Source organism: Pseudomonas sp. B16(2017), from assembly GCF_002113205.1.
Lineage (GTDB): Bacteria > Pseudomonadota > Gammaproteobacteria > Pseudomonadales > Pseudomonadaceae > Aquipseudomonas > Aquipseudomonas pharyngis.
The window spans coordinates 544,612-568,857 of the sequence record NZ_NEKA01000001.1 but is presented as its reverse complement, the minus strand read 5'-3'; the positions used below and the strand labels follow the sequence as shown (position 1 = coordinate 568,857).

The window sequence follows — 24,246 nt, the reverse complement described above, 5'->3', positions numbered from 1 at the left end:
GCCTGTACAGGCTGCGGTTTTTTTACAGGGCGAAAGGTAGCGGTGTACTGACCTGCTGACGCTGCGCCAGCCGCTGCTCGAACTCTTTCGGATCGTGAATCAGCACGTCCTGCCCGGCGAACGATTCCGCCGCGATCAACCGCGACAGCCAGAACCGCACACACGCCACTCGCAGCATGGTCGGCCACAGCTCGGCCTCGGCCGCCGTGAAAGGTCGCAATGCCGCGTAGGCACCGAGGAACGCCCGCGCACGCGGGCCGTCGATCAGGCCTTCGTCATCGGAACACCAGTCGTTCAGGGCAATCGCCACGTCATAGAGCATCGGCCCGGAGCAGGCGTTGTAGAAGTCGATCAGCCCGGTCAGGTGCGTGCCTTCGAACATCGCGTTGTCGCGAAACAGGTCGGCGTGAATGTTTGCCCGAGGCAGCGCGAGAATTTTCTCTTTCTGTTGGGTGATTTCATCCAGAGACTTTTGCAGCAACGCGCGCGGCTGCTCGCTCAGGTGCGAAAGGAACTGCGTGCCCTCTTCCAGCATCCAGTCCAGGCCACGATCGGTCTTGCGCTTGATCATGTTGTCGCCCTGGGTCGCCAGGTGCAGATGCGCCTGCAAGTCACCGACCTGCGCGCAATGCTGGGCATTGGCCTGCTTGATGTGCTTGCCGGCCAGGCGCGGTTGCAGCAGCGCCGGTTTGCCTTTCAGCTCGCGCAGGGCCACGCCGTCGGTGGTGCGCAGCGCGTAAGGCACCGGCAGATCGGCTTCGTGCAGCACGTCGAGCAGATCGATGAAGAACGGCATTTCCTGCACCGGGCCACGTTCGACCAGGGTCAGGACGAACTCGCCCTGTTCCATGCTGATGAAGAAGTTGGTGTTTTCGCTGCCGGCGGCGATCCCCTGGAAATCGAGCAGACGGCCGAGCCCGTAAGGGGCGAGAAAGGTTTCCAGCTCGGGCCGAGCCAGGGGGGTGAACACAGACATGGTTAAAAACTGCTCAGTTCTGGCGCCGCCATCAAACGGCGCCGATTAAAAGTCAGGAAACTTACTTCCAGGTAAAGATTTCCCACGACGGAATCAGCATATCCGGCTGGTCGGACCGGATGTAGTTCGCGTCCGTACCATCGGCGCGCACCAGGAAATAGGGTTTGCCGCCCTTCGGTGTGACCTTGATCGCGTACACGAATCCACTCCGGCTGTATTCCTGAATGACCTTGTCGCCTTCCGTATGCGTGCTGATGGTAACTTCCGGCTCCGATGATGGCGCATCATCCGCCGCGATCGCGGCCAGCGGTGAGACAGCAATCAGACTGACCAGCAGCAAGCGATTTAACGTACGCATGATAACCTTGTCCCTTTGTCGTCAACGGTCCCGCTATTCTAGCGCCGGGCCCGCCGAAAAGGTTGATTCTGCTCATGAGCCAAGCCCCCCTCGTCCTGGTGGACGGTTCGTCTTACCTGTACCGCGCCTTTCACGCGCTGCCACCGCTGACCACCTCCAAAGGCCTGCCGACCGGTGCGGTCAAAGGCGTGCTGAACATGCTCAAGAGCCTGCGCAAGCAGTATCCGGACAGCCCGTTCGCCGTGGTGTTCGACGCCAAGGGTGGGACATTTCGAGATGAAATGTACGCCGAATACAAGGCCAACCGTCCAAGCATGCCTGACGACATGCGCGTGCAGATCGAGCCGCTGCACCAGAGCGTGATCGCCCTCGGATTCCCGCTGCTGTGCGTCGAAGGCGTCGAGGCCGATGACGTGATCGGCACCCTGGCCCGCAGCAGCGCAGCCGCCGACCGTCCGGTGATCATCTCCACCGGCGACAAGGACATGGCGCAACTGGTCGACGGCCACATTACCTTGGTCAATACCATGTCCGGTAGTTCGATGGACGTGGAGGGCGTGAAGGAGAAATTCGGCGTCGCTCCGGAGCAGATCATCGATTATCTGGCCCTGATGGGCGATTCTTCCGACAACATCCCCGGCGTTCCCGGCATCGGTCCGAAGACCGCTTCCGGCCTGCTGGTGGGCGTCAACGGCGGTCTGACCGAGCTGTACGCGCAACTCGACATCGTGCCGACCCTGCCGATCCGTGGCGCCAAGACCCTGCCGGCCAAGCTCGAAGAGCACAAGGAGATGGCCTTCCTCTCCTATCAACTGGCGACCATCAAGGTCGACGTGCCGCTGGACATCGGCCTCGACGACCTGCAAATGGGTCCGGAAGACCCGGCCAAACTTTACGAGCTGTACACCCTGCTGGAGTTCAAGAGCTGGCTGAATGACCTGGATCGCGATGCCAAGCGCCAGGAACTGAGCGCTGCCGCCGAGCCTGCGCCGGCCGGCGATCTGTTCAGCGCGCCAGAAGGCGAAGCGCCTGCAACATCCGCTGAAGCCGCTTACGAAACCATCCTCGACCAGGCGCGATTCGACGTCTGGCTGGAAAAGCTGAAGAACGCCAAGCTGTTCGCCTTCGACACCGAAACCACCGGCATCGACGCGCAGCAGGCGCAACTGGTCGGGCTTTCCTTCGCGGTACAGGCCAACGAAGCGGCGTACATCCCGCTGACCCATTCCTACATCGGCGTGCCGGAGCAGCTGGATCGCGACACCGTGCTGCGCGCACTCAAGCCGATCCTTGAAGATCCGAACAAACTCAAGGTCGGCCAGCACGCCAAGTTCGACATGAACATCCTGGCCAACTGCGCCATCGGTGGCGACCAGAACGAAGGCATCACCGTGCGCGGGATTGCCTTCGACACGATGCTTGAGTCCTACGTGCTCAACTCCACCGCCACCCGTCACGACATGGACAGCCTGGCGCAGAAATACCTGGACCACACCACCGTGAGCTTCCAGGACATCGCCGGCAAAGGCGCCAAGCAGCTGACCTTCGACCAGATCGCTCTGGAGCAGGCCGGGCCGTATGCCGCCGAAGATGCCGACGTGACCCTGCGCCTGCACCAGACCCTGTTCGAAAAACTCAGCGCCATCCCGAGCCTGGCCAGCGTGCTGACCGACATCGAGATCCCGCTGGTGCCGGTGCTCGCTCGCATCGAGCGCCAGGGCGCGTTCGTCGATGCTGACCTGCTCGGCATCCAGAGCATTGAGCTGGGCAACAAGATGGTCGCGCTGGAGCGTGAAGCCTTCGAGATTGCCGGTGAAGAGTTCAACCTCGGCTCGCCGAAGCAACTGGGCGTAATCCTCTACGAAAAGCTCGGCCTGCCGGTGCTGAAAAAAACCGCCAAGGGCCAGCCGTCCACCGCCGAAGAAGTGTTGGCGAAACTGGCCGAAGACGATCACCGCTTGCCGAAAGTGCTGATGGAGCACCGCTCCATGAGCAAGCTGAAAAGCACCTATACCGATCGCCTGCCGGAGCAGATCAACCCACGCACCGGGCGTATCCACACCTCGTACCATCAGGCCGTCGCGTCGACCGGTCGCCTGTCGTCGAGCGATCCGAATCTGCAGAACATCCCGGTGCGCACCGCCGAAGGCCGACGCATCCGTCAGGCGTTCGTCGCGCCGAAAGGCTACAAACTGCTGGCGGCGGACTACTCGCAAATTGAACTGCGAATCATGGCCCACCTGTCCCGCGACGAAGGGCTGATGAATGCGTTCCGCAACAATCTGGACGTGCACACCGCCACCGCGGCCGAAGTATTCAAGGTCGAGCTCAACGAAGTGACGTCCGACCAGCGCCGCAGCGCCAAGGCGATCAACTTCGGCCTGATCTACGGCATGGGCGCGCAGAAGCTGGGCAAGGACATCGGCGTCGACACCAAGACCGCCAAGGCCTACATCGACACCTACTTCGCGCGTTACCCGGGCGTTCGCGAGTACATGGATCGCACCCGCGCCCAGGCAGCAGACCAAGGCTTCGTGGAAACGATCTTCGGTCGTCGTCTGTATCTGCCGGAAATCAACTCCAACAAGCCGCAGGAACGCGCGGCCGCCGAACGCACGGCGATCAACGCGCCGATGCAGGGCACCGCAGCAGACATCATCAAGAAAGCCATGGTGGCGGTGGACAACTGGCTGAGCGCTTCAGGGCTGGACGCCAAAGTCATCCTGCAGGTGCACGACGAACTGGTGCTGGAGGTTCGCGAGGATCTGGTCGATCAGGTTCGCGAAGAGATTCGCGTGCACATGAGCGAAGCGGCAAAACTGGACGTGCCGTTGCTGGTGGAAGTGGGGGTTGGCAACAACTGGGACGAGGCGCACTGAGGCCTCTGGGGCGGGGTTTTGCCGCGACAGAGCGTCGCGGCAAGGCATCGAAAAACGCTTAGGTCTGATCGTTCTTGAGCTTATTCCAAAGTTTTTTGAAAAGATTCTGAACTAATCTTGCGCCAGGGCACTCAGAGATACTGAATGGCTGGTGAAGCCCTTCGATGCTCCTATGTTGTGTTAAGTGTTGGCAGATATCTGAACCCCGCCCTAGCGGTTCGGAACTTAAACCCCGGAACTTCTCCCTCCCCATACGAAGTCCGGGGCTTTTTTTTGCCTCAAAATTGGCTGTAGCGCGGTCATGCTGCGTTAAAAGCGTTAGTAAAAATGCTCATTTAGGTCCCCTAAACTCCGCTTTTTACTAACACTTTTGCCTTGCCTGACCGCACTACAGCCAATTTTCCATATCCTTATTATTCAGCCGCTGCTTCCGCGCCTTTATCGGCCAGTTCCATCCAGCCTGCCAACACAGTGTAGGCCTCTTCCAGACCCATGCGTTTTGGGGCGGAGAACAGCTGGATCGTCACTTGATCGCCCCAACCCTTACGGATTTCCGACTGCACCTTGAGCAGCGTGTTCTTGGCTGCGCCGTAGGTCAGTTTGTCGGCCTTGGTCAGCAGGATGTGCATCGGCATGCCGGCGGCAACGGCCCAGTCGAGCATCAGCAGGTCGAAGTCGGTCATTGGATGACGGATGTCCATCATCAGAATCAAACCCTTCAAACTCTCGCGGCCACCGAGGTAAGCCTCGAGGTGACGCTGCCAGTGCTGCTTGAGCGGGATCGGTACTTTTGCATAACCGTAGCCCGGGAGGTCGACCAGACGCCGTTCATCGTCTAGCTTGAAGAAGTTCAACAGCTGTGTGCGACCCGGTGTTTTCGAGGTGCGCGCCAGGCTGGCGTGAGTCAGGGTGTTCAGCGCGCTGGATTTACCGGCGTTGGAACGACCGGCGAACGCCACTTCGAAGCCTTCGTCGTCGGGGCACTGATCGACTTTGGCGGCACTGAGCATGAACGTGGACTGTTGGCACAGGCCGAGGATGGGATTCTTGAGTTGCATGGGATTTCCGATGTGGGCGGCGCCGGGATTAGGCGCGGAACGCGGTGTCGCTTCCGTTTCAGTGACGCCAGTATATAATGCCGCAGATTTTGTGTGTGCTTTGTCCCAGCGAAGGATGAAGTTCACGAGAGCGACAGACCTTGATTGCGCATTAGAACGCAGAACGCTCTCAACCCTGAAAAGGTCGTTTTATGACGAAATGGCTGCTGGCTGCCGGAGTCTTGATGCCGCTTTACAGCGCACAGGCTACACAGGATCCGGAAGCCGTGTACAACCGTGTTTGTGGAGCCTGTCATTCCGGCCAACTACCCATGGCGCCCAAAAGAGGCGATCAGGCAGCTTGGACGCCGAGGTTGGCGAAAGGTATGGAGACGCTGGTGCAACACGTGACCCAGGGTTTCAAGGCGATGCCGCCGCGTGGTTTGTGCATGGACTGCAGTGCCGAGGATTACCAGGCCCTCATCCTCTGGATGAGCGAGAGTAAGCCCGGTCCATAACTCTTAACCCTTAGCCGTAGTTGGATTAGCTGATGAACAAACTGATCGTGAGTCTGCTGTTGACCGTGGGAATCTCAGGCTTCGCCCATGCTGCCGGTGATGCAGCCGCAGGCCAGGCAAAAGCCGCCGTATGCGGCGCCTGCCATGGCCCGGATGGCAACAGCATGGCGCCAAACTTTCCAAAGCTGGCCGGACAGGGTGAACGCTACCTGACCAAGCAATTGCACGACATCAAGTCGGGCAAGCGCACCGTTCTGGAAATGACCGGCCTGCTGACCAACCTGAGCGATCAGGACCTGGCCGATATCGCCGCCTACTTCGCCAGCCAGAAAGGCAGCGTCGGCGCCGCCGATCCGAAGATCGTCGCTCGCGGTGAAGCCCTGTTCCGTGGCGGCAATATCGAGAAAGGCCTGCCAGCCTGCACCGGTTGCCACTCGCCGAACGGCGCCGGCAACGCAGCCGCCGGCTTCCCGCACCTGGGTGGCCAACACGCTCAGTACATCGCCAAGCAGCTGACCGATTTCCGCAAGGAAGAAGCCGGTCGCAACAACGACGGCGACGCAATGACCATGCGCACCATCGCCCGTAAGCTGAGCGACGAAGACATCGCGGCAGTCTCCAGCTACATTCAGGGCCTGCACTAAGACGCGCGATTCGAGCGTCGAGTGCGATGGCAAACGCCTGCCACGTTAACGCTCGATTAATCCGTTGCACGAAGTATAAAAAGGGTGGCTTTGGCCGCCCTTTTTTGTGGCCGCTGCCGTTACACTACAGAACTCATGCCCGCCAGGATCTGTCTGAAAACAGGTCGCGCGAGGCGACCAAAATTGTCCAGGAGTAAAGCATGCGTAATCTGATCATCAGCGCCGCCCTCGTCGCTGCCAGCCTGTTCGGCGTGACCGCCCAGGCCGCCGAAGCCCCTGCTGCCCCTTACGTCGAACTGAGCAACCCGGTACCGGTCGCCGTGCCTGGCAAGATCGAAGTGGTCGAGCTGTTCTGGTATGGCTGCCCGCACTGCTACGCGTTCGAGCCGGTGATCAATCCGTGGGTTGAAAAACTGCCGTCCGACGTCAACTTCGTGCGCATTCCTGCGATGTTCGGTGGCCCGTGGGACGCTCATGGCCAGATGTTCCTGACGCTGGAAGCCATGGGCGTCGAGCACAACGTGCACGCTGCCGTATTCAACGCCATCCAGAAAGAACACAAGAAGCTGACCGACAAGAACGACATGGCCGACTTCCTCGCCACTCAAGGCGTGGACAAGGATAAGTTCCTGGCGACCTTCGATTCGTTCGCCATCAAAGGGCAAATCGTGAAAGCCCGCGAACTGGCCAAGAAGTATGAAATCTCCGGTGTTCCAACCATGATCGTCAACGGTAAGTACCGCTTCGACATCGGCTCTGCCGGCGGTGCCGAACAGGCGCTGAAACTGGCTGACCAACTGGTGGCCAAAGAGCGAGCGACCAACAAGGCAGCTGCCAACTAAGCGCGGCAATCGCCATGCGCCGCTGGGGAACCGAACGCGTCGTTGGCCTGCATGAACCGCAGGTCAACGAGCATCACCTGGAATCGACGGGCCTGCCCGCAGACAGCCGTCTGCGCTTGCTCAGCTTCAATATTCAGGTCGGCATCAGCACCGAGCGCTATCGGCACTACCTGACCCGCAGCTGGCAGCATCTGCTGCCGCACCCCGGGCGCTCCAGCAATCTGCAAAAGATCGGCAATCTGCTCGGCGACTTCGATCTGGTCGCCCTGCAGGAAGCAGATGGCGGCAGCCTGCGTTCAGGCTACGTCAATCAGGTCGAACACCTGGCCCAGCTCGGCGCCTTCCCCTACTGGTATCAACAACTCAATCGCAACCTTGGCCGACTGGCCCAGCACAGCAATGGCGTGCTCAGTCGCCTGCGGCCGTGGGCGATTGAAGACCACCCGCTGCCGGGTCCGAAGGGACGCGGGGCGATTCTCGTGCGCTTCGGCGAGGGCCCGGAAGCGCTGGTGGTGGTGATGATGCACCTGGCGCTCGGCGCCCGGGTGCGCAGCATGCAACTGGCTTACATCCGCGAGCTGATCGGCGGCTACAAGCATCAGGTGCTGATGGGCGACATGAACACCCACGCCAGCGATCTGCTGCAACATTCGCCGTTGCGCGACCTCGGCCTGCTGGCCCCGCAACTCGAAGCGACATTCCCCAGCTGGCGCCCGCAGCGCTGCCTGGATCATATTCTGCTCAGCCCGACCCTGACCCTGGAAAAAGTCGAAGTGCTGGCACAACCGATTTCCGATCACCTGCCGGTCGCGGTAGAGATTCGTCTGCCGGGTTCGCTCACGGCCGATGCATTGCCCGCGTTGAGCACTGCCCTTCGCGGAACCCCTGAATGAGCGACGAAGCCCAGCGCTGGAAAGAGAAATACCTCAAAAGCATCGAACAACAGGAAAAGCTCGAACGTCGGTGGGACGCCCGGCTCGACCTGCTGCGCCGCGGCCTGGTGCGCAGCACCCTGGCGGCGGAAGGCACCGACCGCGTGGTCGATCAGTGCATGAAAGAGATGCGCGACGTAGTGCGCACCGACGACATGGACGCCGGCCTCGCCGCCCTGCTGCCGCGACTGGAAAAAGCCGTGCTCGATTCCGAGCAGCGCCGGGAAACCCGGATCGAACAGGTCAGCACCGCACTGACTGCGCTGGTCACTCAGTTGCAATCTCTCCCGCTGCCTCGCGATGTGGCCCAGCCGCTGAAGAAATTCGCCAAGCAGCTGGATGGCCGGGTGAGTCAGGCCAGAGAGATGCCGCTGCTGCTCAGCGAACTCAGCGGCCTGCAGGGCAAGGCCTTGAGCCAGCTGGCAACGCCGGCGGAACCGGGACGCCCGGGCTTGTTGCAGCGCCTGTTCGGCAGTCGCGACAGCGAGGAAACGCCTGTGACGGCGACCCAGCCTGCTGTGGCTGCACCACCCGCACAGCCAGAGCCAGAGCAACTGCCCGTCACTCATCAAACCGCGCCCTTGCAGGAAGCGCCTGTCACGACCGCCGAACCGGTCGCCCCTGCGCCCGTCAGCCAAGCGCCGATCGCCGCCCCCGTGGCCGAGCCCTTCAAAGCGCCAGAACCAATCCCCGAATATCTTGCGGAACTGGAGGTGGCGGCCTTTGAGCCTGCCAGAATCCTCACCGAATCCCCCTCCGCCCCCAGCGAACCAGAAACCGCCGAGCCAGAACCGGAGCCGCAGACCTTCACGCCTCCTCCGGTTTTCGCGCCGGCAGTGCCCACGGCCATCAACCCCGACGAACTGATCCACCCCGGCGATACCCCGCCGCCCGTGATCCTCGACAGCCTGCCCCTGCCCGAGCCCATCGCCCAGGCATTGGCCGCCATCGATCCGGAACAATCCGAGCACGACATCCTCTACGCCCTGCCGGACTCGCCGGAGCCGTCGTACAGTTCGGTCGCCAAACACATCGAAGACACGCTGATCGGGCTGCTGGATGACCTGACCTTGCCGGAGCGCCATCGCCCGCAAGCCGAGGCCATGCGCGATCGATTGAAAAACGGCCTGAACTGGTACGAATTGCTACCGATCCTCGACGATCTCGCGACCTTGATGCTGGCCATTACCGACAGTGGCCAGCACGAATTCGAAGCCTACCTGCAGCAACTCAACGAGCGCCTCGAAGCGTTCCAGAGCAACTTGCAGGCCGCCAGCGAAGGCCACGCTGACAACAGCTCTGCGGCGCGAGCGATGGACACGCAGATCCGCGAACAGGTCGACGGCCTGCAGAACAGCGTGCAGGAAGCGGCCGATCTGGATGATCTGAAGCAAGTGCTGGAAAACCACCTCGAAGGCCTGCTCGGCACCATGGATCAGCACCAGAAGCAACGTGACGCCCGGGAACAGGAAGTGGCTGGACGCCTGAAAAGCCTCGCTGAACGCGTCGCACACATGGAGCAGGAAGCGCAGGGATATCGCGAACACCTCGAAGAGCAACGCCAGAAAGCCCTGATCGATCCGCTCACCGGCCTGCCCAACCGCGCCGCCTGGACCGAACGGCTCGAATATGAAATCGCCCAATGGCAGCAGCACGGCAATACCTTGAGCCTGGCCATGCTCGACCTCGATCACTTCAAACGAATCAACGACAACTACGGGCATCTGGCCGGCGACAAGGTCTTGAAAATCATCGCCACGGTGCTGCGCAAGCGTCTGCGGGGCAGTGATTTCATCGCCCGTTTCGGCGGGGAAGAGTTTGTCCTTCTGCTCCCGGCCACCCCGCCGGCGGTCGGCGCCAAACTCCTGGAAACCCTGCGCGCCGCCATCGAAGCCTGCCCGTTTCACTTCAAGGGCGAGCGCGTCACGATTACCGTTTCCATGGGGCTGGCGGCGTTCAGGCCAGGAGAACACAGCGATCTGGTGCTCAAAAGAGCCGATCAGGCGCTTTACCGGGCGAAAAACGCAGGGCGTAACCGGGTAGAGCTGGGCTGAGGCAATTGTTCCATATTGTTTAAATCAGCCCTTTAAGCGTCGAAGCGCAAGGCGATACGTTACACTGTTGCATTATCGTCTTGCGTGTACTGCCCTCTGCCATGAAATTTTTCACCCTCCTCGCGTCGCTCCTCTTACTGGCCGGTTGTGCCAGCGGCCCGCGTTTTGACACCAGCCATCCTTCGGTCAATCACGACAGCCGTGTGCAGTTCGTGATCGTGCACTACACCTCCGCCTCGCTCGAACGCTCACTGCAATTGCTGACCCACGGCGAAGTCAGCAGCCATTACCTGATCGGCGATGACAAGAACGCCACCATCTACAAGCTGATGGACGAAAACCTGCGTGCCTGGCATGCCGGTGAAAGCGAATGGCAAGGTCGTACCTGGCTCAACTCCAGCTCGATCGGCATTGAAATCGTCAATCCGGGTTTCAAGGACACGCCGACCGGTCGCCTCTGGTATCCCTACAGCGAAGCCCAGGTGCAATCGTTGATCGTCCTGCTCAAGGACATCAGCAAACGCCAGGGCATCAGCCCGCGCCACATCATCGGCCACAGTGACATCGCCCCGTTGCGCAAGCTCGACCCGGGGCCGCTGTTCCCCTGGAAGCGACTGGCGGCCGAGGGGCTGGGGCTCTGGCCCGACGAGCAAGCCGTGGCACGCCAGCAAGCGCAGTTCGACGCCGAGCTGCCGAGCATCACCTGGTTCCAGAGCCAACTGGCACGCCTGGGCTACTCGACGCCGCAAACCGGTGAGCTGGATGTAGCGACCCGCCATGTGCTCGCGGCCTTCCAGATGCACTACCGCCCTGCGCGCTTTGACGGCACGCCGGATGCGCAAACGGCAGCGTTGCTGCTGGTGCTGAATCAGACAAAATAATGACGCCCGCCCGACGGTCAGGGCGAAATCGCAATCAGCAGCTATAACTCATTGGTAATTCTTCGGATATCCATGATGGTTGCTACCCGAGAGACGCTGCGTAGCTGGTTTTATCGCCCTTGGTTTCTGGCGATGATCGCGGCTGTCCTCAGTGCGAGCCTGCTGATCACCGGCGGGCTGTTCGTGGCCGTGCGGCAGGTCGAGCAAAGCGAAAGCCAGGAAATGAACGCCCAGGGCGAGCGGTTCCTGGCACGTCTGGAGCAACTCTTCGGCCAGTTGCGCGAAAGCCTCGACGACCTCGAAGCCCAGCCCTTGCGCAGCTGCGACGACGAAATGATCGCCACGTTGCAGCAAGTGACGTTCAACTACCGCTTCGTCTATGAAGCCGCCTACATGGACGCCACGCGGATTTGCTCCAACCGTCCGCGCCAGGAAGGCCTGTCGGTGATCCGTCCTCCGGACATCAAGGGCCCGACCTACAGCTACTGGCTGAACACCACCACCGAACCCGATGAAAACCGCGCAGCGCTGATGCTCGGGCGCGGCAACTTTCGCGTAGCCACCTCGCGCGGACATCTCACCGACATGGTCGACCTGTTGCCCGGCAGCAGCCTGTTGGTAGTGCTGGATCACGGGACCCGGGCGATTCCGGTGCTCGGCGTTCCACAGGTCTGGCCGCCCACCGAGCCCTGGCCGCCGAAAACCCCGAACGCACTGCAAGTCACCCAGTCACACCTGATCTACCGCATGCCCACTGACAACCCGGAATACCAACTGGTGCTGATCAGCCCGCGCACGGGCATGCACATTCCGGAGCTCTGGTGGTGGATGGTGCCTTTCTGTCTGGTGCTCGGTGCGCTGGTGGGCGTTCTGGTGTTCTGGGTCGTGCGCCAGCGCCAGTCGCTCGACGCCGAGCTGCACGGCGCCATCCGCCGTGGCGAGTTGCAGGTGCTTTATCAGCCGATCTTCGATCTCGACAGCCGCAACTGCGTCGGTGCCGAAGCCTTGCTGCGCTGGCGCCGGCCGGACGGCACGCTGACCAGCCCCGACCTGTTCATCCCGATGGCCGAGAACACCGGACAGATTCGCCAGATGACCGACTTCGTCCTGCAACGCCTGCTCGAGCAGTTGGGTCAGTTGCTGCGGGCCAATCCGCAGCTGTACATCTCGGTGAATCTGGCCGCCTGCGACGTGATGGTGCCGCGCATCGGCCAGGTCATGGCGCGGCTGCTGACCCTGCATCGGGTGGCGGCGCGGCAGATTGCTTTCGAGGTGACCGAGCGCGGCCTGATCGATGTGGTAGTAGCCCGGGAAAACCTGCAGGCGCTGCGCGATGTCGGGCATCAGGTGCTGATCGACGATTTCGGCACCGGCTATTGCAGCTTGGCGTACCTGCAAACCTTGCCGGTGGACTGCCTGAAGATCGACAAGGCCTTCATCGACGCCCTCGGTCATGACGCCGCCAGCAGCGGTGTCGCGCCGCACATCATTCACATGGCCCAGGCGTTGGACCTGAAGGTGATTGCCGAAGGAATCGAATTCGAGTCACAAGCGGCGCTGCTGAGCAGCGAAGGGGTGAAGTTCGGTCAGGGCTGGTTGTTCGCCCACGCCTTGAGCGCGGTGCAGTTCATCGAACTGATTACCCGTGGACGGCGACTCGCCGGCCGCCGGATCGACGACGAAGCCTAAACCGCCAGCGCCATATAGAACTGCGTGCCCTGCCCCGGCCGCGAGTAAACGCCCATCCGCCCACCGTGCAACTGGACGATTTCCTTGCACAGCGCCAGACCCAGCCCGGCCCCACCCTTCTTGCGGCCCACCTGAACGAAGGGTTCGAAAATCCGCCCTTGCTGACCGTAGGCAATCCCTTCGCCGTTGTCTTCGACGCTGATGATCACCCGTTCGCCATGGCGACGGGCCTGCAAGCGGATCAGCCCATCGCGCGCCGTGTGGCGTAAGGCGTTGTCGATCAGGTTGTCGAGGACTCGATCGAGCTGCGCCTGATCCGCCTGCAAGCGTGGCAGCGGGCTCTGCGCTTCGACGGTCAAGGTAACGCCCTTCTGCGCTGCGGAATCGGCGAAACGCAAACGCGCCTGTTCAAGCAGGTCCTCGATGGAACACGGCGCCAGTGTGAGTTTCTGCAAACCGCTCTGATAACGCGAAAAGTTGAGCAGATCGTTGATCAACTGCATCAGGCGCTGCATTTCTTCATTGACCGTGTCGAGCAGGTCGGACTCACGCGACTCCGGAGGAAACTTCGCCCGCTCGCGGAACAGTCCGAACGCCATGTGCATGCCCGTGACCGGTGTGCGCAATTCGTGGGAAGCACGCAACACGAACTCGCTGCGCACCCGTTCGAAGGCGCGCTGCTCGGTGACGTCGTGCAGGACCATCACGGCGCCGAGGATATGCCCCTGGGTATGGCTGACCGGCGTCAGGCTGTAGGTCAGCAGGCGCGTTTCGCCGTCGACCTCAATGCTCAAATCTTCCGGCGCCCGCTCAAGGTTGCCACCGCGCAACACCAGTTGCAGCTGTGCATCCAGCTCCGGTCGCTGAAGCGCCGTGCCGAGGCCCTCGCCGAAACGGTCGCTGTCCCAGCCCAGTTGTCGCTGGGCCACCGGGTTCAAGTGTTCCAGACGACCCTGACGGTCGATCATCAGCAAACCGTCATCGATGCTGTCGAGCACCGCTTGCAGGCGCTGCTGGCCGGCGAGCAATTCGTCGACATTGGTCGCCTGATGTTCGCGCAGGGCTTCGGCCATCAGCCCGAAGCGCCGGGTCAGCAGGTTGATTTCCATGGCCGAGGACACCGGCAGGGTCACCTCGAAATTGCCTTGGCCGATATTGTCCGCCGCTTTGGCCAGCGCTTCGATCGGCGCACCAAACCGCCGGGCAATGCCCTGGGCGGTAACGAAGCCAATGATCAGCACCGCCAGCCCCACCAGTCCCAACAGGCCAGCGATCAGCAACGCGCGGTCGCGGGCGGCATGCTGGACAGAATTGATATTGTCCAGTGCGTGCTTGTGCTCGGTAATCAATCCGTTGCGCAGGGTGTTGAAGCGCTCACGCAAGTCGCCACCGCCACTCAGGGCAGCAGCCGGGTCGCGGGAGATGTCGAACGCCTGGAGGAAGCTCAGGTAATCGGCTTTAGCCTGACTGAATCCATACTGGCGATCGTCGTCTTTCTGCTCCTGGGCGATGCCCTCTTCGAGCAACTGGAAGTAATGCTGTTTGGACGCCTCGAACGCCACGGGGTCGGGCTTTTCGGCGAGCATCATGATCAGTTGATCGCCGAGGGTCTGGCGCAGCTTGAGCCCCAGATCGAGGGTGACGAAGTTGTTGCGGATCAGCGCCTCCTGAGTGCCGGCCATCTGCATCACACTGACCAGCCCGAGCATCAGCCCGAGCAAGGCCACGGTGATCAGCGCGGAAATGCTCAGGAACAAGCGAGTCCGCAACTTCATCGCCAGTTTCATCCGCGGATGCTCACAGGTTGTACTGCTTGCGCTTGCGATACAGGGTCGAAGCGTCGATCCCCAAGGTCTTGGCGGCCTGATCGAGAGTTCCGGCGGTCGCCAGTACCGCGCCGATGTGGGCTTTCTCCAACTCGTCGAGGCTCAACGCAGCGCCGACCCGTGGCGCATTGTTCGCCGGTTGTTCGGCCATGCCGAGGTGGCTGATTTCCACACGCTCCTGCGGGCAAATGATGCTGGCCCGCTCGACCACGTTACGCAGCTCGCGGATGTTGCCCGGCCAGCGATAGCCCAGCAGCGCCTCGCGAGCCTCATCACTGAAGCCCCGGGCCGGACGCGCGTATTCCTTGACGAAGCGGGCGAGGAACCGGTCGGCCAAGGTCAGGATGTCTTCGGCCCGCTCGCGCAGCGGCGGCAAATGCAGGGTGATGACGTTCAGACGATAGAGCAGGTCTTCACGGAAACGGCCGTCGCGCACCATGTCCTCAAGATTGAGGTTGGTGGCGGCGAGGATGCGCACATCGGCGCGGCGGGTGACCGGATCGCCTACCCGCTCGTATTCCTTGTCCTGAATGAAACGCAGCAACTTGGGCTGCAATGTCAGCGGAAAATCGCCGATCTCGTCGAGAAACAGCGTACCGCCATCGGCCTGATTGACTCGACCCAGCGTGCTTTCACTGGCCCCGGTGAACGCGCCGCGACTGTGACCGAACAACTCGCTTTCCATCAGTTCGGCGGTCAGCGACGGGCAGTTGATGGTGACGCAGGATTTCTTCTCGCGCTTGCTCCAGCCGTGAATGGCTCGGGCCAGCTCACCTTTACCGGTGCCGGACTCACCGAGGATCAGGATGTTGGCGTCGGTGCCCGCCACTTGCCGCGCCGTTTCCAGGACGACTTTCATCGCCGGGCTGTGGGAATCGAGGCCGTCCTTGGGTTTGCGGATCTCGCCTTCGAGGGCTTCCAGACGCGCCGACAGCTGGCGCACTTCAAGCTGTTTGGCGGTCGCGAGGCGCAATTGATCCGGGCTGCACGGCTTGACCAGATAATCGGCAGCGCCGGCCTGAATGGCGTCCACCGCGGTGTCGACGGCCGAATGGGCGGTGACGATCACCACCCGCATCCACGGCGCCTGAATGCGCATCTGCGCCAATACATCCAGGCCGTTATCTTCGCCCAGACGCAAATCCAGAAAGCACAGATCGAACACCTGGCGTTGCAACAGCGCTTCAGCCTGGGCCGCACTGTTGGCAGTGGCGACAGAATAACCTTCGTCTTCGAGGCAATAACGAAAGGTTCGCAGGATGGCGGATTCATCATCCACCAGCAGAATGCGGCCTTGGTGCTCAGTGGCTGATTCCATTTTTCCTACGCTCCATAAATGAATGTCTTGGGTTAGTCCCGGAAAAATCGGGCAAGTTGCATGGTTGATTCTGATCGATTCCAGTCATAGCAGGGTAGCTCTCTCCTGCCCTCACGGCTAATCCACTGATTTTGTTGATTTTTTAAACATCGCACAGTTTCAGGACGGTTTCCTGCCTCCTTTTCTGACATCCGCACCCTGCTCTCAATTCAAAAAGAATGATTCCTCCTACGAAATAATCGTGCATTACGCACGACGCTGCGAGGGTCATCGTGCAGGATGCGTCGTCAGTAACTTTTGCAGCATCTATAACTAACTGATTTTATTAGATTTTTTTAAACAAAAAAGCTGGCATGCGGGCTGCAATACATCATTCAGCCCGGGCAGAAATGCACTGCCCCCACCGAACAAGAGTGAGGAACCCAGGATGACTCGCCAACGTGCCGCCCAAATGCGTATTTCGCCACTGCATCTGCAGCAGGCCCTGTTTGGCGCACTTGCGCTGCTGATCACTCTGATCGCCTGCCAGCAATATCTGCGCTGGGAGCAGAGCCAGCAGCCTGAGCCCCTGATTTCCATGCAACACGCGACGCAGACGCACTTCAGCGCCGTCAGCAGCAGCCAGGCCGACAACGGCGCGATGCGCATGATGGACGTCGACCAGCCACAACCGCTGGGCGACATGCCCCGTGAAGAACGCTGGGTTTTCTGATTCACGAATCTGGGCGCCCCTGCGCCGAGACCGGCAACATCCCTAAATAGAAGCAAGGAGAATCACCATGTTGAGCTGGGCAATCACATTCCTGATCATTGCCATCATCGCCGCAGTACTGGGCTTCGGTGGTATCGCGGGCACCGCCACGGGTATCGCCAAGATTCTGTTTGTCGTGTTCCTGGTGATGTTCATCGCTTCCTTCTTCTTTGGCCGTCGCGGTCGAGGTTGAACATGAAGGGGTTAAAGACACTGGCAGCCGCCCTGCTCCTGGGCGGTAGTGCCATGGCAATCGCGGCCAATGACGGCCAGGCGCGGGTCAACGAACTGTTGAGTTCCGACCCGCAATACAGGGAAACCTGGGAAGGCGTGGTGAAGAAGGAAGAGCGCCTGCCGGAATGGGTGATGAACCTGTCCGGCACGCCTGACCAGCAGATGAATGCCGTGACCGAAGATGGCGACAAGTATCTGGTCGGTCCGCTCTGCGAATCCGCAGACAAGTGCATGAACCATCGCTTGATCGTCGCGTTCAGTTTCGACAAGAAAGACGCTTACGCCATGCTTGTGGATGTGCCCGAAGGACTGCCGGCGGACAAGTCGCCAACGCGACATGCCACCTACCGCTTCCTCGGCAAACCCGATCAGGGCATGCAAAACCTTCTGATGGAAACGCTGAAGAAAGATCCGAACTGGTATTGAACACGAGGGCAGCCGAAAGGCTGTCCTCCATTGCGTCGGCCCGAGGAAGGCCGGTGCATGACCAGGGGGCCGGGACGTTCTGACTGTTGCAGGGTCGGAGTGACCTACGGGTACAGGGAGTGCCTGCGATGAGGGCCGGGTCAGGGTAAAAGCTGCGACGCAAGTTCGCCAACCGGAGTGGTTCGACGGACTTGCGCTGGGCTTTCAACGTGACAAAACGTTGATCCAGAGCGTTCTGCTCAACTTTTTTATCGCTCACACTGCATGCGAAAGCATTTCGCGGTGTTTCCTGGCGACCGTATATCGAGAAAGAGTCGATCGAGTAAGTCGGACATTTAGTATCCGAACGTAGGCTTTTTCCTAAATTTTTCGTCGAAATCACTCGTTCAAAAAATAACCAACCTACGCTGTAATGGCCGGTTCACGGCACTTATGCCTGCCGAAATGTCGTATTCGAACCGGTTGGGACGCCAGTTTCATAAAAAAAAGCTCATGCCGATTCGGCATAGGGTAGGCGTTTACGGCATTAGACGGCGCAACCTTGCATCGGAATAGTTGCGCCTTTTTTCGCCTGCCGGAGAGCCGTAAATACGCGCTTCGGGGCACCTTATACGGAGGCAGATGCACAGACTTTTCCGCTGATGAGCGTTCCAGTTCCTGCATGTGCCTGAGTCAAACGCAAGTAAGGGTAAAGATAATGAAGAAGGCAAAGCTTAGCCTCGCCTGGCAGATCCTCATCGGTCTGGTATTGGGGATTGCAATCGGCGCGTTGCTTAACCATTTCAGCGCCGAAAAGGCCTGGTGGATCAGCAACGTCCTGCAACCGGCAGGCGATATCTTTATCCGTCTGATCAAGATGATCGTGATCCCGATCGTCATCTCTTCCCTGATCGTCGGCATCGCCGGCGTGGGCGACGCCAAGAAACTCGGGCGCATCGGCCTGAAAACCATCATCTACTTCGAAATCGTCACCACCATCGCCATCGTCGTCGGCCTGCTGCTGGCCAACCTGTTCCATCCGGGTGCCGGCATCGACATGAGCACCCTGGGCACTGTGGACATCTCCAAGTACCAGGCGACCGCCGCCGAAGTGCAGCATGAACACGCGTTCATCGAGACCATCCTCAACCTGATCCCGTCGAACATCTTCGCGGCCATGGCACGCGGCGAAATGCTGCCGATCATCTTCTTCTCCGTGCTGTTCGGTCTCGGTCTGTCGAGCCTGCAGTCGGACCTGCGCGAGCCGCTGGTGAAGATGTTCCAGGGCGTATCGGAAAGCATGTTCAAAGTCACCCACATGATCATGAACTACGCGCCAATCGGCGTGTTCGCCCTGATCGCGGTGACCGTGGCCAACTTCGGTTTCGCCTCGCTGCTGCCGCTGGCCAAGCTGGTGATCCTGGTTTACGTCGCCATCGCCTTCTTCGCCTTTGTGGTATTGGGCCTGATCGCCAAGATGTTCGGTTTCTCGGTGATCAAGCTGATGCGCATCTTCAAGGATGAGCTGGTCCTGGCCTACTCCACCGCCTCCTCGGAAACCGTGCTGCCACGGGTGATCGAGAAGATGGAAGCCTACGGCGCACCAAAAGCCATCTGCAGTTTCGTAGTGCCGACCGGTTACTCGTTCAACCTCGACGGCTCGACCCTGTACCAGTCCATCGCGGCAATCTTCATCGCGCAGTTGTACGGCATCGACCTGTCGATCAGCCAGCAACTGCTGCTGGTCCTGACGCTGATGGTTACCTCCAAAGGTATCGCCGGCGTACCGGGCGTGTCCTTCGTGGTGCTGCTGGCCACCCTGGGCAGCGTGGGTATTCCGCTGGAAGGCCTGGCCTTCATCGCCGGTGTCGACCGTGTGATGGACATGGCGCGTACCGCCCTGAACGTGATCGGCAACGCCCTCGCCGTACTGGTCATCGCTCGTTGGGAAGGCATGTACGACGACGCCAAGGGCCAGCGCTACTGGAACTCGCTGCCGCACTGGCGCAGCAAGGAAAAACTGCCGGCCGGTGACGTTTCGAAAAACTGATCCCCGCCCGCAAGGCACCCTGACAAACCCCGGAGAAATCCGGGGTTTGTCGTTTCTGGCGACCCCGCTATCATTCGCCGCATCTTCCGGGGGATTTGACTGATGCTTAATGGCCTGTGGCTTGGCTTCTTCATCGTGGCAGCCGTTTCGGCGCTGGGGCAATGGCTGATCGGCGGCAACGCCGGGATCTTCGCGGCGATGGTGGAAAGCATTTTTGCCATGGCCAAGCTGTCGGTCGAAGTCATGGTGCTGCTGTTCGGCACGCTGACCCTGTGGCTGGGCTTCCTGCGCATCGCCGAGAAGGCCGGGATTGTCGAGTGGCTGGCCAAAGCGCTGGGCCCGCTGTTCCTGCGGCTGATGCCGGAAGTGCCGGCGGGCCACCCGGCCATCGGCCTGATTACCCTGAACTTCGCCGCCAACGGCCTGGGCCTGGATAACGCCGCCACGCCGATCGGCCTCAAGGCCATGAAGGCGCTGCAAGAGCTCAACCCCAGCTCGACCATCGCCAGCAACGCGCAAATCCTGTTCCTCGTACTGAATGCCTCGTCCCTGACCCTGCTGCCGGTGACGATCTTCATGTATCGCGCCCAGCAAGGCGCGCCGGACCCGACGCTGGTGTTCCTGCCGATCCTGCTGGCCACCAGTTGCTCGACCATCGTCGGCTTCCTGTCGGTGGCGTTCATGCAGCGCCTGCGGGTTTGGGACCCGGTGGTGCTGGCCTACCTGATTCCCGGCGCGCTGATCCTCGGCGGCTTCATGGCGTTGCTCGCGACAATGTCGGCCACCGCACTGGCGGGGCTTTCGTCGATTCTCGGCAACCTGACGCTGTTCGGCCTGATCATGCTGTTCCTGGTGATCGGCGCATTGCGCAAGGTGAAGGTCTACGAAGCGTTCGTCGAAGGTGCGAAGGAAGGTTTCGACGTTGCCAAGAACCTGCTGCCGTATCTGGTGGCGATGCTCTGCGCGATCGGCGTATTGCGCGCATCGGGCGCGCTGGACTTCGGCCTCGACGGCATCCGCCATCTGGTGGAGTGGGCAGGGTGGGACACGCGCTTCGTCGATGCGTTGCCGACCGCCATGGTCAAACCGTTCTCCGGCAGCGCCGCCCGGGCGATGCTGATCGAAACGATGAAGACCTCGGGCGTGGACAGCTTCCCGGCGCTGGTGGCCGCAACGATTCAGGGCAGCACCGAAACCACGTTCTACGTGCTGGCGGTGTACTTCGGCGCGGTGGGCATCCAGCGCGCCCGGCATGCCGTGGGTTGTGCGCTGCTGGCCGAGCTGGCGGGCGTGCTCGGCGCTATCGGCGTCTGCTACTGGTTCTTCGGTTAAGGCTCAAGGCCGGGCAGGTGGGGCAACTCTCTGCCCTTGCTCCACCGCCCACGCCACGACTTTCGCGGTGAGACGATCACTGGCCTGCCCGAACCCGGCCACCACCGCCGGAACCTTCACATCACTGAGCGGCTGACGTTCTTCGAAGCGGCGACTGGCGAGAATCCGCTGGTCGTATCCGCGAACCAGCAACGCATCGACCCGCACCACCACGCTGGCCTGATTGCCCTGATACTCGGTCTGAAACGCCTGCAGGCTGCCGCCCAATTCCAGGTCTGCCTGGAAGTTGCTGTCGTCGGTGCTCAACAGCGATACCCGGCCATCGCGCTGGAATCCATCAAGCAACCGATTACGCATCAGCACCGGTGCCGGATCGCTCCAGCGCGAGGCCTTGTAGCTGCTGATCACATCGCCCTGAGGAATCACCGCAATGCTCGGCCGGTTCAGCGCTTCGCTGGCCTGCAGTTTGTTCAGGCGCAGCGACCAGTGCTGAGCAGCCGCCGAACCGGCCGAGGCGGGTGCCTGTGCCGCCGGCAGGCGATAGACATCCGACGGTTCGGACTTGGGCAGGATCGAGCACGCGCTGATCAGCGTGAAGCCGGCGAAGAGGGCGAGGCGAGTCAGCTTCATGGCGTGAACTCCTTGTTCTTGTCACTGCCCAGCAGGTAACCGCTGGGGTTGGCCTCCAGGCGTTGGGAAATGGCGCGCAGCGAATTCAGAGTCTCCCTCAGTTCGCGGATCGCCGGGGCCAGGCCGTTGAGGCCCTGCATGCCGCTGTCGAGGGAATTCTGATTCTTGCTGAGCAGGCCGTTGATGGTGACGCTGCTTTGCTCCAGGGATTTCATCGCCTGTTCGGCACTGCCGAGCGCCTGTTTGCCCTGATCGTTGAGCAGGCCGTTGGCGTTGCGCATCAGCGCGGACGTCTGTTCGAGCATGTTGCCGGCCTGTTTGCCGACCGTCGCCAGTTGCTGCATGGCCTGACGCAGGTCGCCGCGCTGATCGTTGATCGAGCCGGTGGTCTGCTCCAGATGCTCGAGGGTCTTGCTCACGCGCTCGATGTTGTCGGCAGAGAACATCTGATTGGCATTACTGAGCAACGTCGTGACCCCGCTCATCAAATCGTTGCTGTCGCTGAGCAGCCGCGAGATGGGCGAGGGCGAGGCGACGATGGTCGGCAGGTTGCCGTCATGGCCCTTGAGTTTCGGACTTTGCGGCGTGCCTCCGCTGAGCTGGATGATCGAGGTGCCGGTGATCCCGGCCAGGGCCAGTTTGGCTTCGGTATCTTCCTTGACCGGCGTGTCGCCGGCCAGACGAATGCGTGCCAGCACCCGACGTGGGTCCTGCGGGTCGAGGCGCAGGCTGACCACGTCGCCGACCTTGATCCCGCTGTACTGCACCGGGCTGCCCCGGGACAGGCCGCTGACCGCCTCGTTGAACACGACTTCGTAATCCTTGAACTCGGTGTCGACACTGGACTTGGCGAGCCACAGACCGAAGAGCAGGGCGCCTGCCACCACAATCACCGTGAACAGGCCGATCAACACATGATGGGCTCGGGTTTCCATGTCAGACCTCGTTGAGCTGTTTGGCGGCGTCCAGCGCCGAGCGGCCGCGAGGGCCGTGGAAGTATTCGTGAATCCACGCGTCGTCGGTTTCCGAGACCACGTCGATGGGACCGGCCACCAGCACCTTCTTTTGCGCCAGTACCGCGACGCGGTCAGTGATGGTGTAGAGCGTGTCGAGGTCGTGAGTCACCAGAAACACGCTCAGGCCCAAGGCATCGCGCAGGGTCAGGATCAATTGGTCGAACTGCGCCGCGCCAATCGGATCGAGGCCGGCGGTGGGTTCGTCGAGAAACAGGATGTCCGGGTCCAGCGCCAGCGCCCGGGCCAGTGCCGCGCGCTTGATCATGCCGCCGGACAGCGAAGCCGGGTACTTGTCCGCTGCCGACAGCGGAAGACCGGCCAGCGCCAGCTTCACCGCCGCCAGATGCTCGGCGTCGTCGCGGCTCAGACCGGCGTGTTCGATCAGGGGCAGGGCGACGTTCTCGGTGACGGTCAGCGACGAAAACAGCGCGCCTTTCTGAAACAGCACGCCAAAGCGCCGCTCGATCAGCGAGCGCTCATGCTCCGGCAGGCTCGGCAGGTTCTGGCCGAACACCTTGACCATGCCTTCGCTGGGCTGGCGCAAGCCGACGATGCTGCGCAGCAACACCGACTTGCCGCTGCCGGAGCCGCCGACCACGGCCAGGATTTCGCCTTTGTACAAGTCGAGATCGAGGTTCTCGTGCACGCTCTGGCTGCCGAAGCGATTGCACAGGCCACGAACTTCGATCACCGCCTCGGAGGGCGCGCGGGGTAGACGACTCACCAGCCCATCTCCATGAAGAACAGCGCGGCGACCGCATCAAGCACGATCACCACGAAAATCGATTGCACCACGCTGGAGGTGGTGTGGGCGCCGACCGATTCGGCGCTGCCGCTGACCTTGAAGCCTTCCAGACAGCCGATGGCGGCGATCAGGAAAGCAAAGATCGGGGCTTTGACCAGGCCCACCAGGAAATGTTGAATCCCTATGTCGCTTTGCAGCAGCGACAGGAACATCGCCGGCGAGATATCCAGCGACACCGCGCAGACCACCGCGCCGCCGACGATCCCGCAAATCATCGCCAGAAAGGTCAGCATCGGCAGCGCCACCAGCAGCGCCAGCACCCGTGGTACCACCAGTAATTCCATGGGGTCGAGGCCAAGCGTGCGAATCGCGTCGATTTCCTCGTTGGCCTTCATCGAGCCGATCTGCGCGGTGAAGGCACTGGCCGTGCGGCCGGCCATCAGGATCGCTGTGAGCAACACGCCGAACTCGCGCAGGAAGGCGAAGCCCACCAGATCCACGGTGAATACGCTGGCACCGAAACTGGCCAGCACCGTCGCCCCGAGGAACGCCACCACCGCGCCCACCAGAAAGGTCAGCAACGCCACGATGGGCGCGGCGTCGAGGCCGGTCTGTTCGATGTGGGCGATCATCGGCGTGATCCGCCAGCGCTTGGGCCGGAACAGGCTGCGGGCGATGGTTTCGAGAATCAGGCCGACGAAGCCGAGCAATTGCAAGGTGTCTCGCCAGACCGTGTCGACAGCCCGACCGATGCGCGTCAGCAGTTGCACACTGACGCTGATTTCCGGTTCCTTGATCGGCACGCAGAAATCGGTCAGCGAGCGATACACGGTCTGCAGCAGGGCGCGGTCGGCGCTGGAAATCGTGCAGTCGGGGTGTTCGGCGGACTTGCCCAGCCGCTCCGAGCCGAGCAGTTCCACCAGCAGCGACGCACCGGCGGTGTCGAGGGCGCCGAGGCCGTTGAGGTCGATGGGAGTGTTGGCGTCGTACTGGCCGTGGAGCGTTTCGCTCAGTTGCTTGAGGTCGGCGTAATGGGCAAGCGTCCAGTCCCCGGTGACCCGCAGGCGGGCAGGGGTGATCGAGGTGTCCAGGCGGGCACTGCCGGTCATTGGGCTGCTGGTCATAAGCT

22 protein-coding genes are annotated in these 24,246 nt (G+C 61.3%); 13 read left to right on the top strand and 9 right to left on the bottom strand.

Annotated features, from left to right (window positions below; all coding sequences use genetic code 11):
- Positions 1-22 precede the first annotated feature (22 nt).
- Both CAG25_RS02645 and CAG25_RS02640 read right to left on the bottom strand, forming a co-directional pair.
- A complete protein-coding gene (locus CAG25_RS02645; RefSeq protein WP_085612516.1) occupies positions 23-976 on the bottom strand; it encodes a homoserine kinase in 954 nt (317 codons plus the stop codon).
- Between the two features lie 61 nt (positions 977-1,037).
- Positions 1,038-1,334 carry a DUF2782 domain-containing protein gene (locus CAG25_RS02640; RefSeq protein WP_011331780.1) on the bottom strand — a complete coding sequence of 99 codons (297 nt, stop codon included), beginning with the start codon at positions 1,332-1,334 and terminating at the stop codon, positions 1,038-1,040.
- A 74-nt stretch (positions 1,335-1,408) separates the two neighbouring features.
- Here CAG25_RS02640 and polA point away from each other — a divergent pair, with 74 nt between their 5' ends.
- Positions 1,409-4,213, top strand: a complete 2,805-nt coding sequence (gene polA / locus CAG25_RS02635) for a DNA polymerase I (protein ID WP_085612515.1) — start codon at positions 1,409-1,411, stop codon at positions 4,211-4,213.
- A gap of 413 nt (positions 4,214-4,626) precedes the next feature.
- Here the strand turns inward: polA and yihA are convergent, their stop codons facing one another.
- Positions 4,627-5,271, bottom strand: a complete 645-nt coding sequence (gene yihA, locus CAG25_RS02630; protein ID WP_039764859.1) for a ribosome biogenesis GTP-binding protein YihA/YsxC — start codon at positions 5,269-5,271, stop codon at positions 4,627-4,629.
- A 191-nt stretch (positions 5,272-5,462) separates the two neighbouring features.
- Between yihA and CAG25_RS02625 the strand changes: the two genes are divergently transcribed.
- The 7 genes from CAG25_RS02625 (at position 5,463) to CAG25_RS02595 (ending at position 12,810) form a co-directional block, all read left to right on the top strand.
- On the top strand, positions 5,463-5,768 hold the full coding sequence (locus CAG25_RS02625) for a cytochrome c5 family protein (RefSeq protein WP_041475093.1): 306 nt from the start codon (positions 5,463-5,465) through the stop codon (positions 5,766-5,768).
- Between the two features lie 32 nt (positions 5,769-5,800).
- On the top strand, positions 5,801-6,412 hold the full coding sequence (locus CAG25_RS02620) for a cytochrome c (RefSeq protein ID WP_085612514.1): 612 nt from the start codon (positions 5,801-5,803) through the stop codon (positions 6,410-6,412).
- A 200-nt stretch (positions 6,413-6,612) separates the two neighbouring features.
- Positions 6,613-7,254 (top strand): thiol:disulfide interchange protein DsbA/DsbL, encoded by a 642-nt coding sequence (locus CAG25_RS02615; protein WP_007954043.1) that lies wholly within the window; start codon positions 6,613-6,615, stop codon positions 7,252-7,254.
- A 14-nt stretch (positions 7,255-7,268) separates the two neighbouring features.
- A complete protein-coding gene (locus tag CAG25_RS02610) occupies positions 7,269-8,147 on the top strand; it encodes an endonuclease/exonuclease/phosphatase family protein (RefSeq protein ID WP_011331775.1) in 879 nt (292 codons plus the stop codon).
- A complete protein-coding gene (locus CAG25_RS02605; RefSeq protein ID WP_085612513.1) occupies positions 8,144-10,240 on the top strand; it encodes a GGDEF domain-containing protein in 2,097 nt (698 codons plus the stop codon). The genes CAG25_RS02610 and CAG25_RS02605 overlap by 4 nt, the downstream gene beginning before the upstream one ends.
- A gap of 101 nt (positions 10,241-10,341) precedes the next feature.
- Positions 10,342-11,121, top strand: a complete 780-nt coding sequence (locus CAG25_RS02600) for an N-acetylmuramoyl-L-alanine amidase (RefSeq protein ID WP_039764871.1) — start codon at positions 10,342-10,344, stop codon at positions 11,119-11,121.
- Positions 11,122-11,196: 75 nt separating this feature from the next.
- Entirely contained in the window at positions 11,197-12,810 is a 1,614-nt protein-coding gene (locus CAG25_RS02595) for an EAL domain-containing protein (RefSeq protein WP_170928281.1), read from the top strand.
- Here the strand turns inward: CAG25_RS02595 and CAG25_RS02590 are convergent.
- A complete protein-coding gene (locus CAG25_RS02590) occupies positions 12,807-14,597 on the bottom strand; it encodes a KinB sensor domain-containing domain (RefSeq protein ID WP_085612512.1) in 1,791 nt (596 codons plus the stop codon). The genes CAG25_RS02595 and CAG25_RS02590 overlap by 4 nt on opposite strands.
- A 10-nt stretch (positions 14,598-14,607) precedes the next feature.
- Positions 14,608-15,954: a sigma-54-dependent response regulator transcription factor AlgB gene (gene algB / locus CAG25_RS02585; RefSeq protein ID WP_039764876.1), complete on the bottom strand. Its 1,347-nt coding sequence runs from the start codon at positions 15,952-15,954 to the stop codon at positions 14,608-14,610.
- Between the two features lie 427 nt (positions 15,955-16,381).
- Between algB and CAG25_RS02580 the strand changes: the two genes are divergently transcribed.
- The 5 genes from CAG25_RS02580 (at position 16,382) to CAG25_RS02555 (ending at position 20,726) form a co-directional block, all read left to right on the top strand.
- Positions 16,382-16,666, top strand: a complete 285-nt coding sequence (locus CAG25_RS02580; RefSeq protein ID WP_039764878.1) for a hypothetical protein — start codon at positions 16,382-16,384, stop codon at positions 16,664-16,666.
- Positions 16,667-16,733: 67 nt separating this feature from the next.
- On the top strand, positions 16,734-16,898 hold the full coding sequence (locus tag CAG25_RS02575) for a DUF1328 domain-containing protein (protein WP_003177151.1): 165 nt from the start codon (positions 16,734-16,736) through the stop codon (positions 16,896-16,898).
- 2 nt (positions 16,899-16,900) lie between these two features.
- Positions 16,901-17,365: an inhibitor of vertebrate lysozyme family protein gene (locus CAG25_RS02570; RefSeq protein WP_039764879.1), complete on the top strand. Its 465-nt coding sequence runs from the start codon at positions 16,901-16,903 to the stop codon at positions 17,363-17,365.
- 697 nt (positions 17,366-18,062) lie between these two features.
- Positions 18,063-19,394, top strand: coding sequence for a glutamate/aspartate:proton symporter GltP (gene gltP, locus CAG25_RS02560; protein WP_085612511.1), 1,332 nt, complete (start codon positions 18,063-18,065; stop codon positions 19,392-19,394).
- 102 nt (positions 19,395-19,496) lie between these two features.
- Positions 19,497-20,726: a nucleoside recognition domain-containing protein gene (locus CAG25_RS02555; protein ID WP_007954056.1), complete on the top strand. Its 1,230-nt coding sequence runs from the start codon at positions 19,497-19,499 to the stop codon at positions 20,724-20,726.
- 3 nt (positions 20,727-20,729) lie between these two features.
- Here the strand turns inward: CAG25_RS02555 and CAG25_RS02550 are convergent, their stop codons facing one another.
- The 4 genes from CAG25_RS02550 to CAG25_RS02535 are packed head-to-tail and all read right to left on the bottom strand — an operon-like array spanning position 20,730 to position 24,241.
- The gene (locus tag CAG25_RS02550) at positions 20,730-21,356 is read right to left on the bottom strand and encodes an ABC-type transport auxiliary lipoprotein family protein (RefSeq protein ID WP_085612510.1); all 627 of its coding nucleotides are present in this window, start codon (positions 21,354-21,356) and stop codon (positions 20,730-20,732) included.
- Positions 21,353-22,291, bottom strand: coding sequence for an MlaD family protein (locus CAG25_RS02545; RefSeq protein WP_039764886.1), 939 nt, complete (start codon positions 22,289-22,291; stop codon positions 21,353-21,355). The genes CAG25_RS02550 and CAG25_RS02545 overlap by 4 nt, the downstream gene beginning before the upstream one ends.
- 1 nt (position 22,292) lies before the next feature.
- Positions 22,293-23,096 carry an ABC transporter ATP-binding protein gene (locus CAG25_RS02540; protein WP_039764888.1) on the bottom strand — a complete coding sequence of 268 codons (804 nt, stop codon included), beginning with the start codon at positions 23,094-23,096 and terminating at the stop codon, positions 22,293-22,295.
- Positions 23,093-24,241: an ABC transporter permease gene (locus tag CAG25_RS02535; protein ID WP_064592455.1), complete on the bottom strand. Its 1,149-nt coding sequence runs from the start codon at positions 24,239-24,241 to the stop codon at positions 23,093-23,095. The genes CAG25_RS02540 and CAG25_RS02535 overlap by 4 nt, the downstream gene beginning before the upstream one ends.
- Positions 24,242-24,246: the final 5 nt, after the last annotated feature.

What these genes read in the sequence shown, in the direction of transcription:
- CAG25_RS02645 (WP_085612516.1), bottom strand. Translation starts at nt 976, where the DNA reads ATGTCTGTGTTCACCCCCCTGGCTCGGCCCGAGCTGGAAACCTTTCTC.
- CAG25_RS02605 (WP_085612513.1), top strand. Translation starts at nt 8,144, where the DNA reads ATGAGCGACGAAGCCCAGCGCTGGAAAGAGAAATACCTCAAAAGCATC.
- CAG25_RS02555 (WP_007954056.1), top strand. Translation starts at nt 19,497, where the DNA reads ATGCTTAATGGCCTGTGGCTTGGCTTCTTCATCGTGGCAGCCGTTTCG.
- CAG25_RS02590 (WP_085612512.1), bottom strand. Translation starts at nt 14,597, where the DNA reads ATGAAACTGGCGATGAAGTTGCGGACTCGCTTGTTCCTGAGCATTTCC.
- CAG25_RS02615 (WP_007954043.1), top strand. Translation starts at nt 6,613, where the DNA reads ATGCGTAATCTGATCATCAGCGCCGCCCTCGTCGCTGCCAGCCTGTTC.
- CAG25_RS02620 (WP_085612514.1), top strand. Translation starts at nt 5,801, where the DNA reads ATGAACAAACTGATCGTGAGTCTGCTGTTGACCGTGGGAATCTCAGGC.
- CAG25_RS02610 (WP_011331775.1), top strand. Translation starts at nt 7,269, where the DNA reads ATGCGCCGCTGGGGAACCGAACGCGTCGTTGGCCTGCATGAACCGCAG.
- polA (WP_085612515.1), top strand. Translation starts at nt 1,409, where the DNA reads ATGAGCCAAGCCCCCCTCGTCCTGGTGGACGGTTCGTCTTACCTGTAC.
- CAG25_RS02595 (WP_170928281.1), top strand. Translation starts at nt 11,197, where the DNA reads ATGGTTGCTACCCGAGAGACGCTGCGTAGCTGGTTTTATCGCCCTTGG.
- CAG25_RS02580 (WP_039764878.1), top strand. Translation starts at nt 16,382, where the DNA reads ATGACTCGCCAACGTGCCGCCCAAATGCGTATTTCGCCACTGCATCTG.
- CAG25_RS02575 (WP_003177151.1), top strand. Translation starts at nt 16,734, where the DNA reads ATGTTGAGCTGGGCAATCACATTCCTGATCATTGCCATCATCGCCGCA.
- yihA (WP_039764859.1), bottom strand. Translation starts at nt 5,271, where the DNA reads ATGCAACTCAAGAATCCCATCCTCGGCCTGTGCCAACAGTCCACGTTC.
- CAG25_RS02545 (WP_039764886.1), bottom strand. Translation starts at nt 22,291, where the DNA reads ATGGAAACCCGAGCCCATCATGTGTTGATCGGCCTGTTCACGGTGATT.
- algB (WP_039764876.1), bottom strand. Translation starts at nt 15,954, where the DNA reads ATGGAATCAGCCACTGAGCACCAAGGCCGCATTCTGCTGGTGGATGAT.
- CAG25_RS02570 (WP_039764879.1), top strand. Translation starts at nt 16,901, where the DNA reads ATGAAGGGGTTAAAGACACTGGCAGCCGCCCTGCTCCTGGGCGGTAGT.
- CAG25_RS02640 (WP_011331780.1), bottom strand. Translation starts at nt 1,334, where the DNA reads ATGCGTACGTTAAATCGCTTGCTGCTGGTCAGTCTGATTGCTGTCTCA.
- CAG25_RS02625 (WP_041475093.1), top strand. Translation starts at nt 5,463, where the DNA reads ATGACGAAATGGCTGCTGGCTGCCGGAGTCTTGATGCCGCTTTACAGC.
- CAG25_RS02600 (WP_039764871.1), top strand. Translation starts at nt 10,342, where the DNA reads ATGAAATTTTTCACCCTCCTCGCGTCGCTCCTCTTACTGGCCGGTTGT.
- CAG25_RS02535 (WP_064592455.1), bottom strand. Translation starts at nt 24,241, where the DNA reads ATGACCAGCAGCCCAATGACCGGCAGTGCCCGCCTGGACACCTCGATC.
- gltP (WP_085612511.1), top strand. Translation starts at nt 18,063, where the DNA reads ATGAAGAAGGCAAAGCTTAGCCTCGCCTGGCAGATCCTCATCGGTCTG.
- CAG25_RS02550 (WP_085612510.1), bottom strand. Translation starts at nt 21,356, where the DNA reads ATGAAGCTGACTCGCCTCGCCCTCTTCGCCGGCTTCACGCTGATCAGC.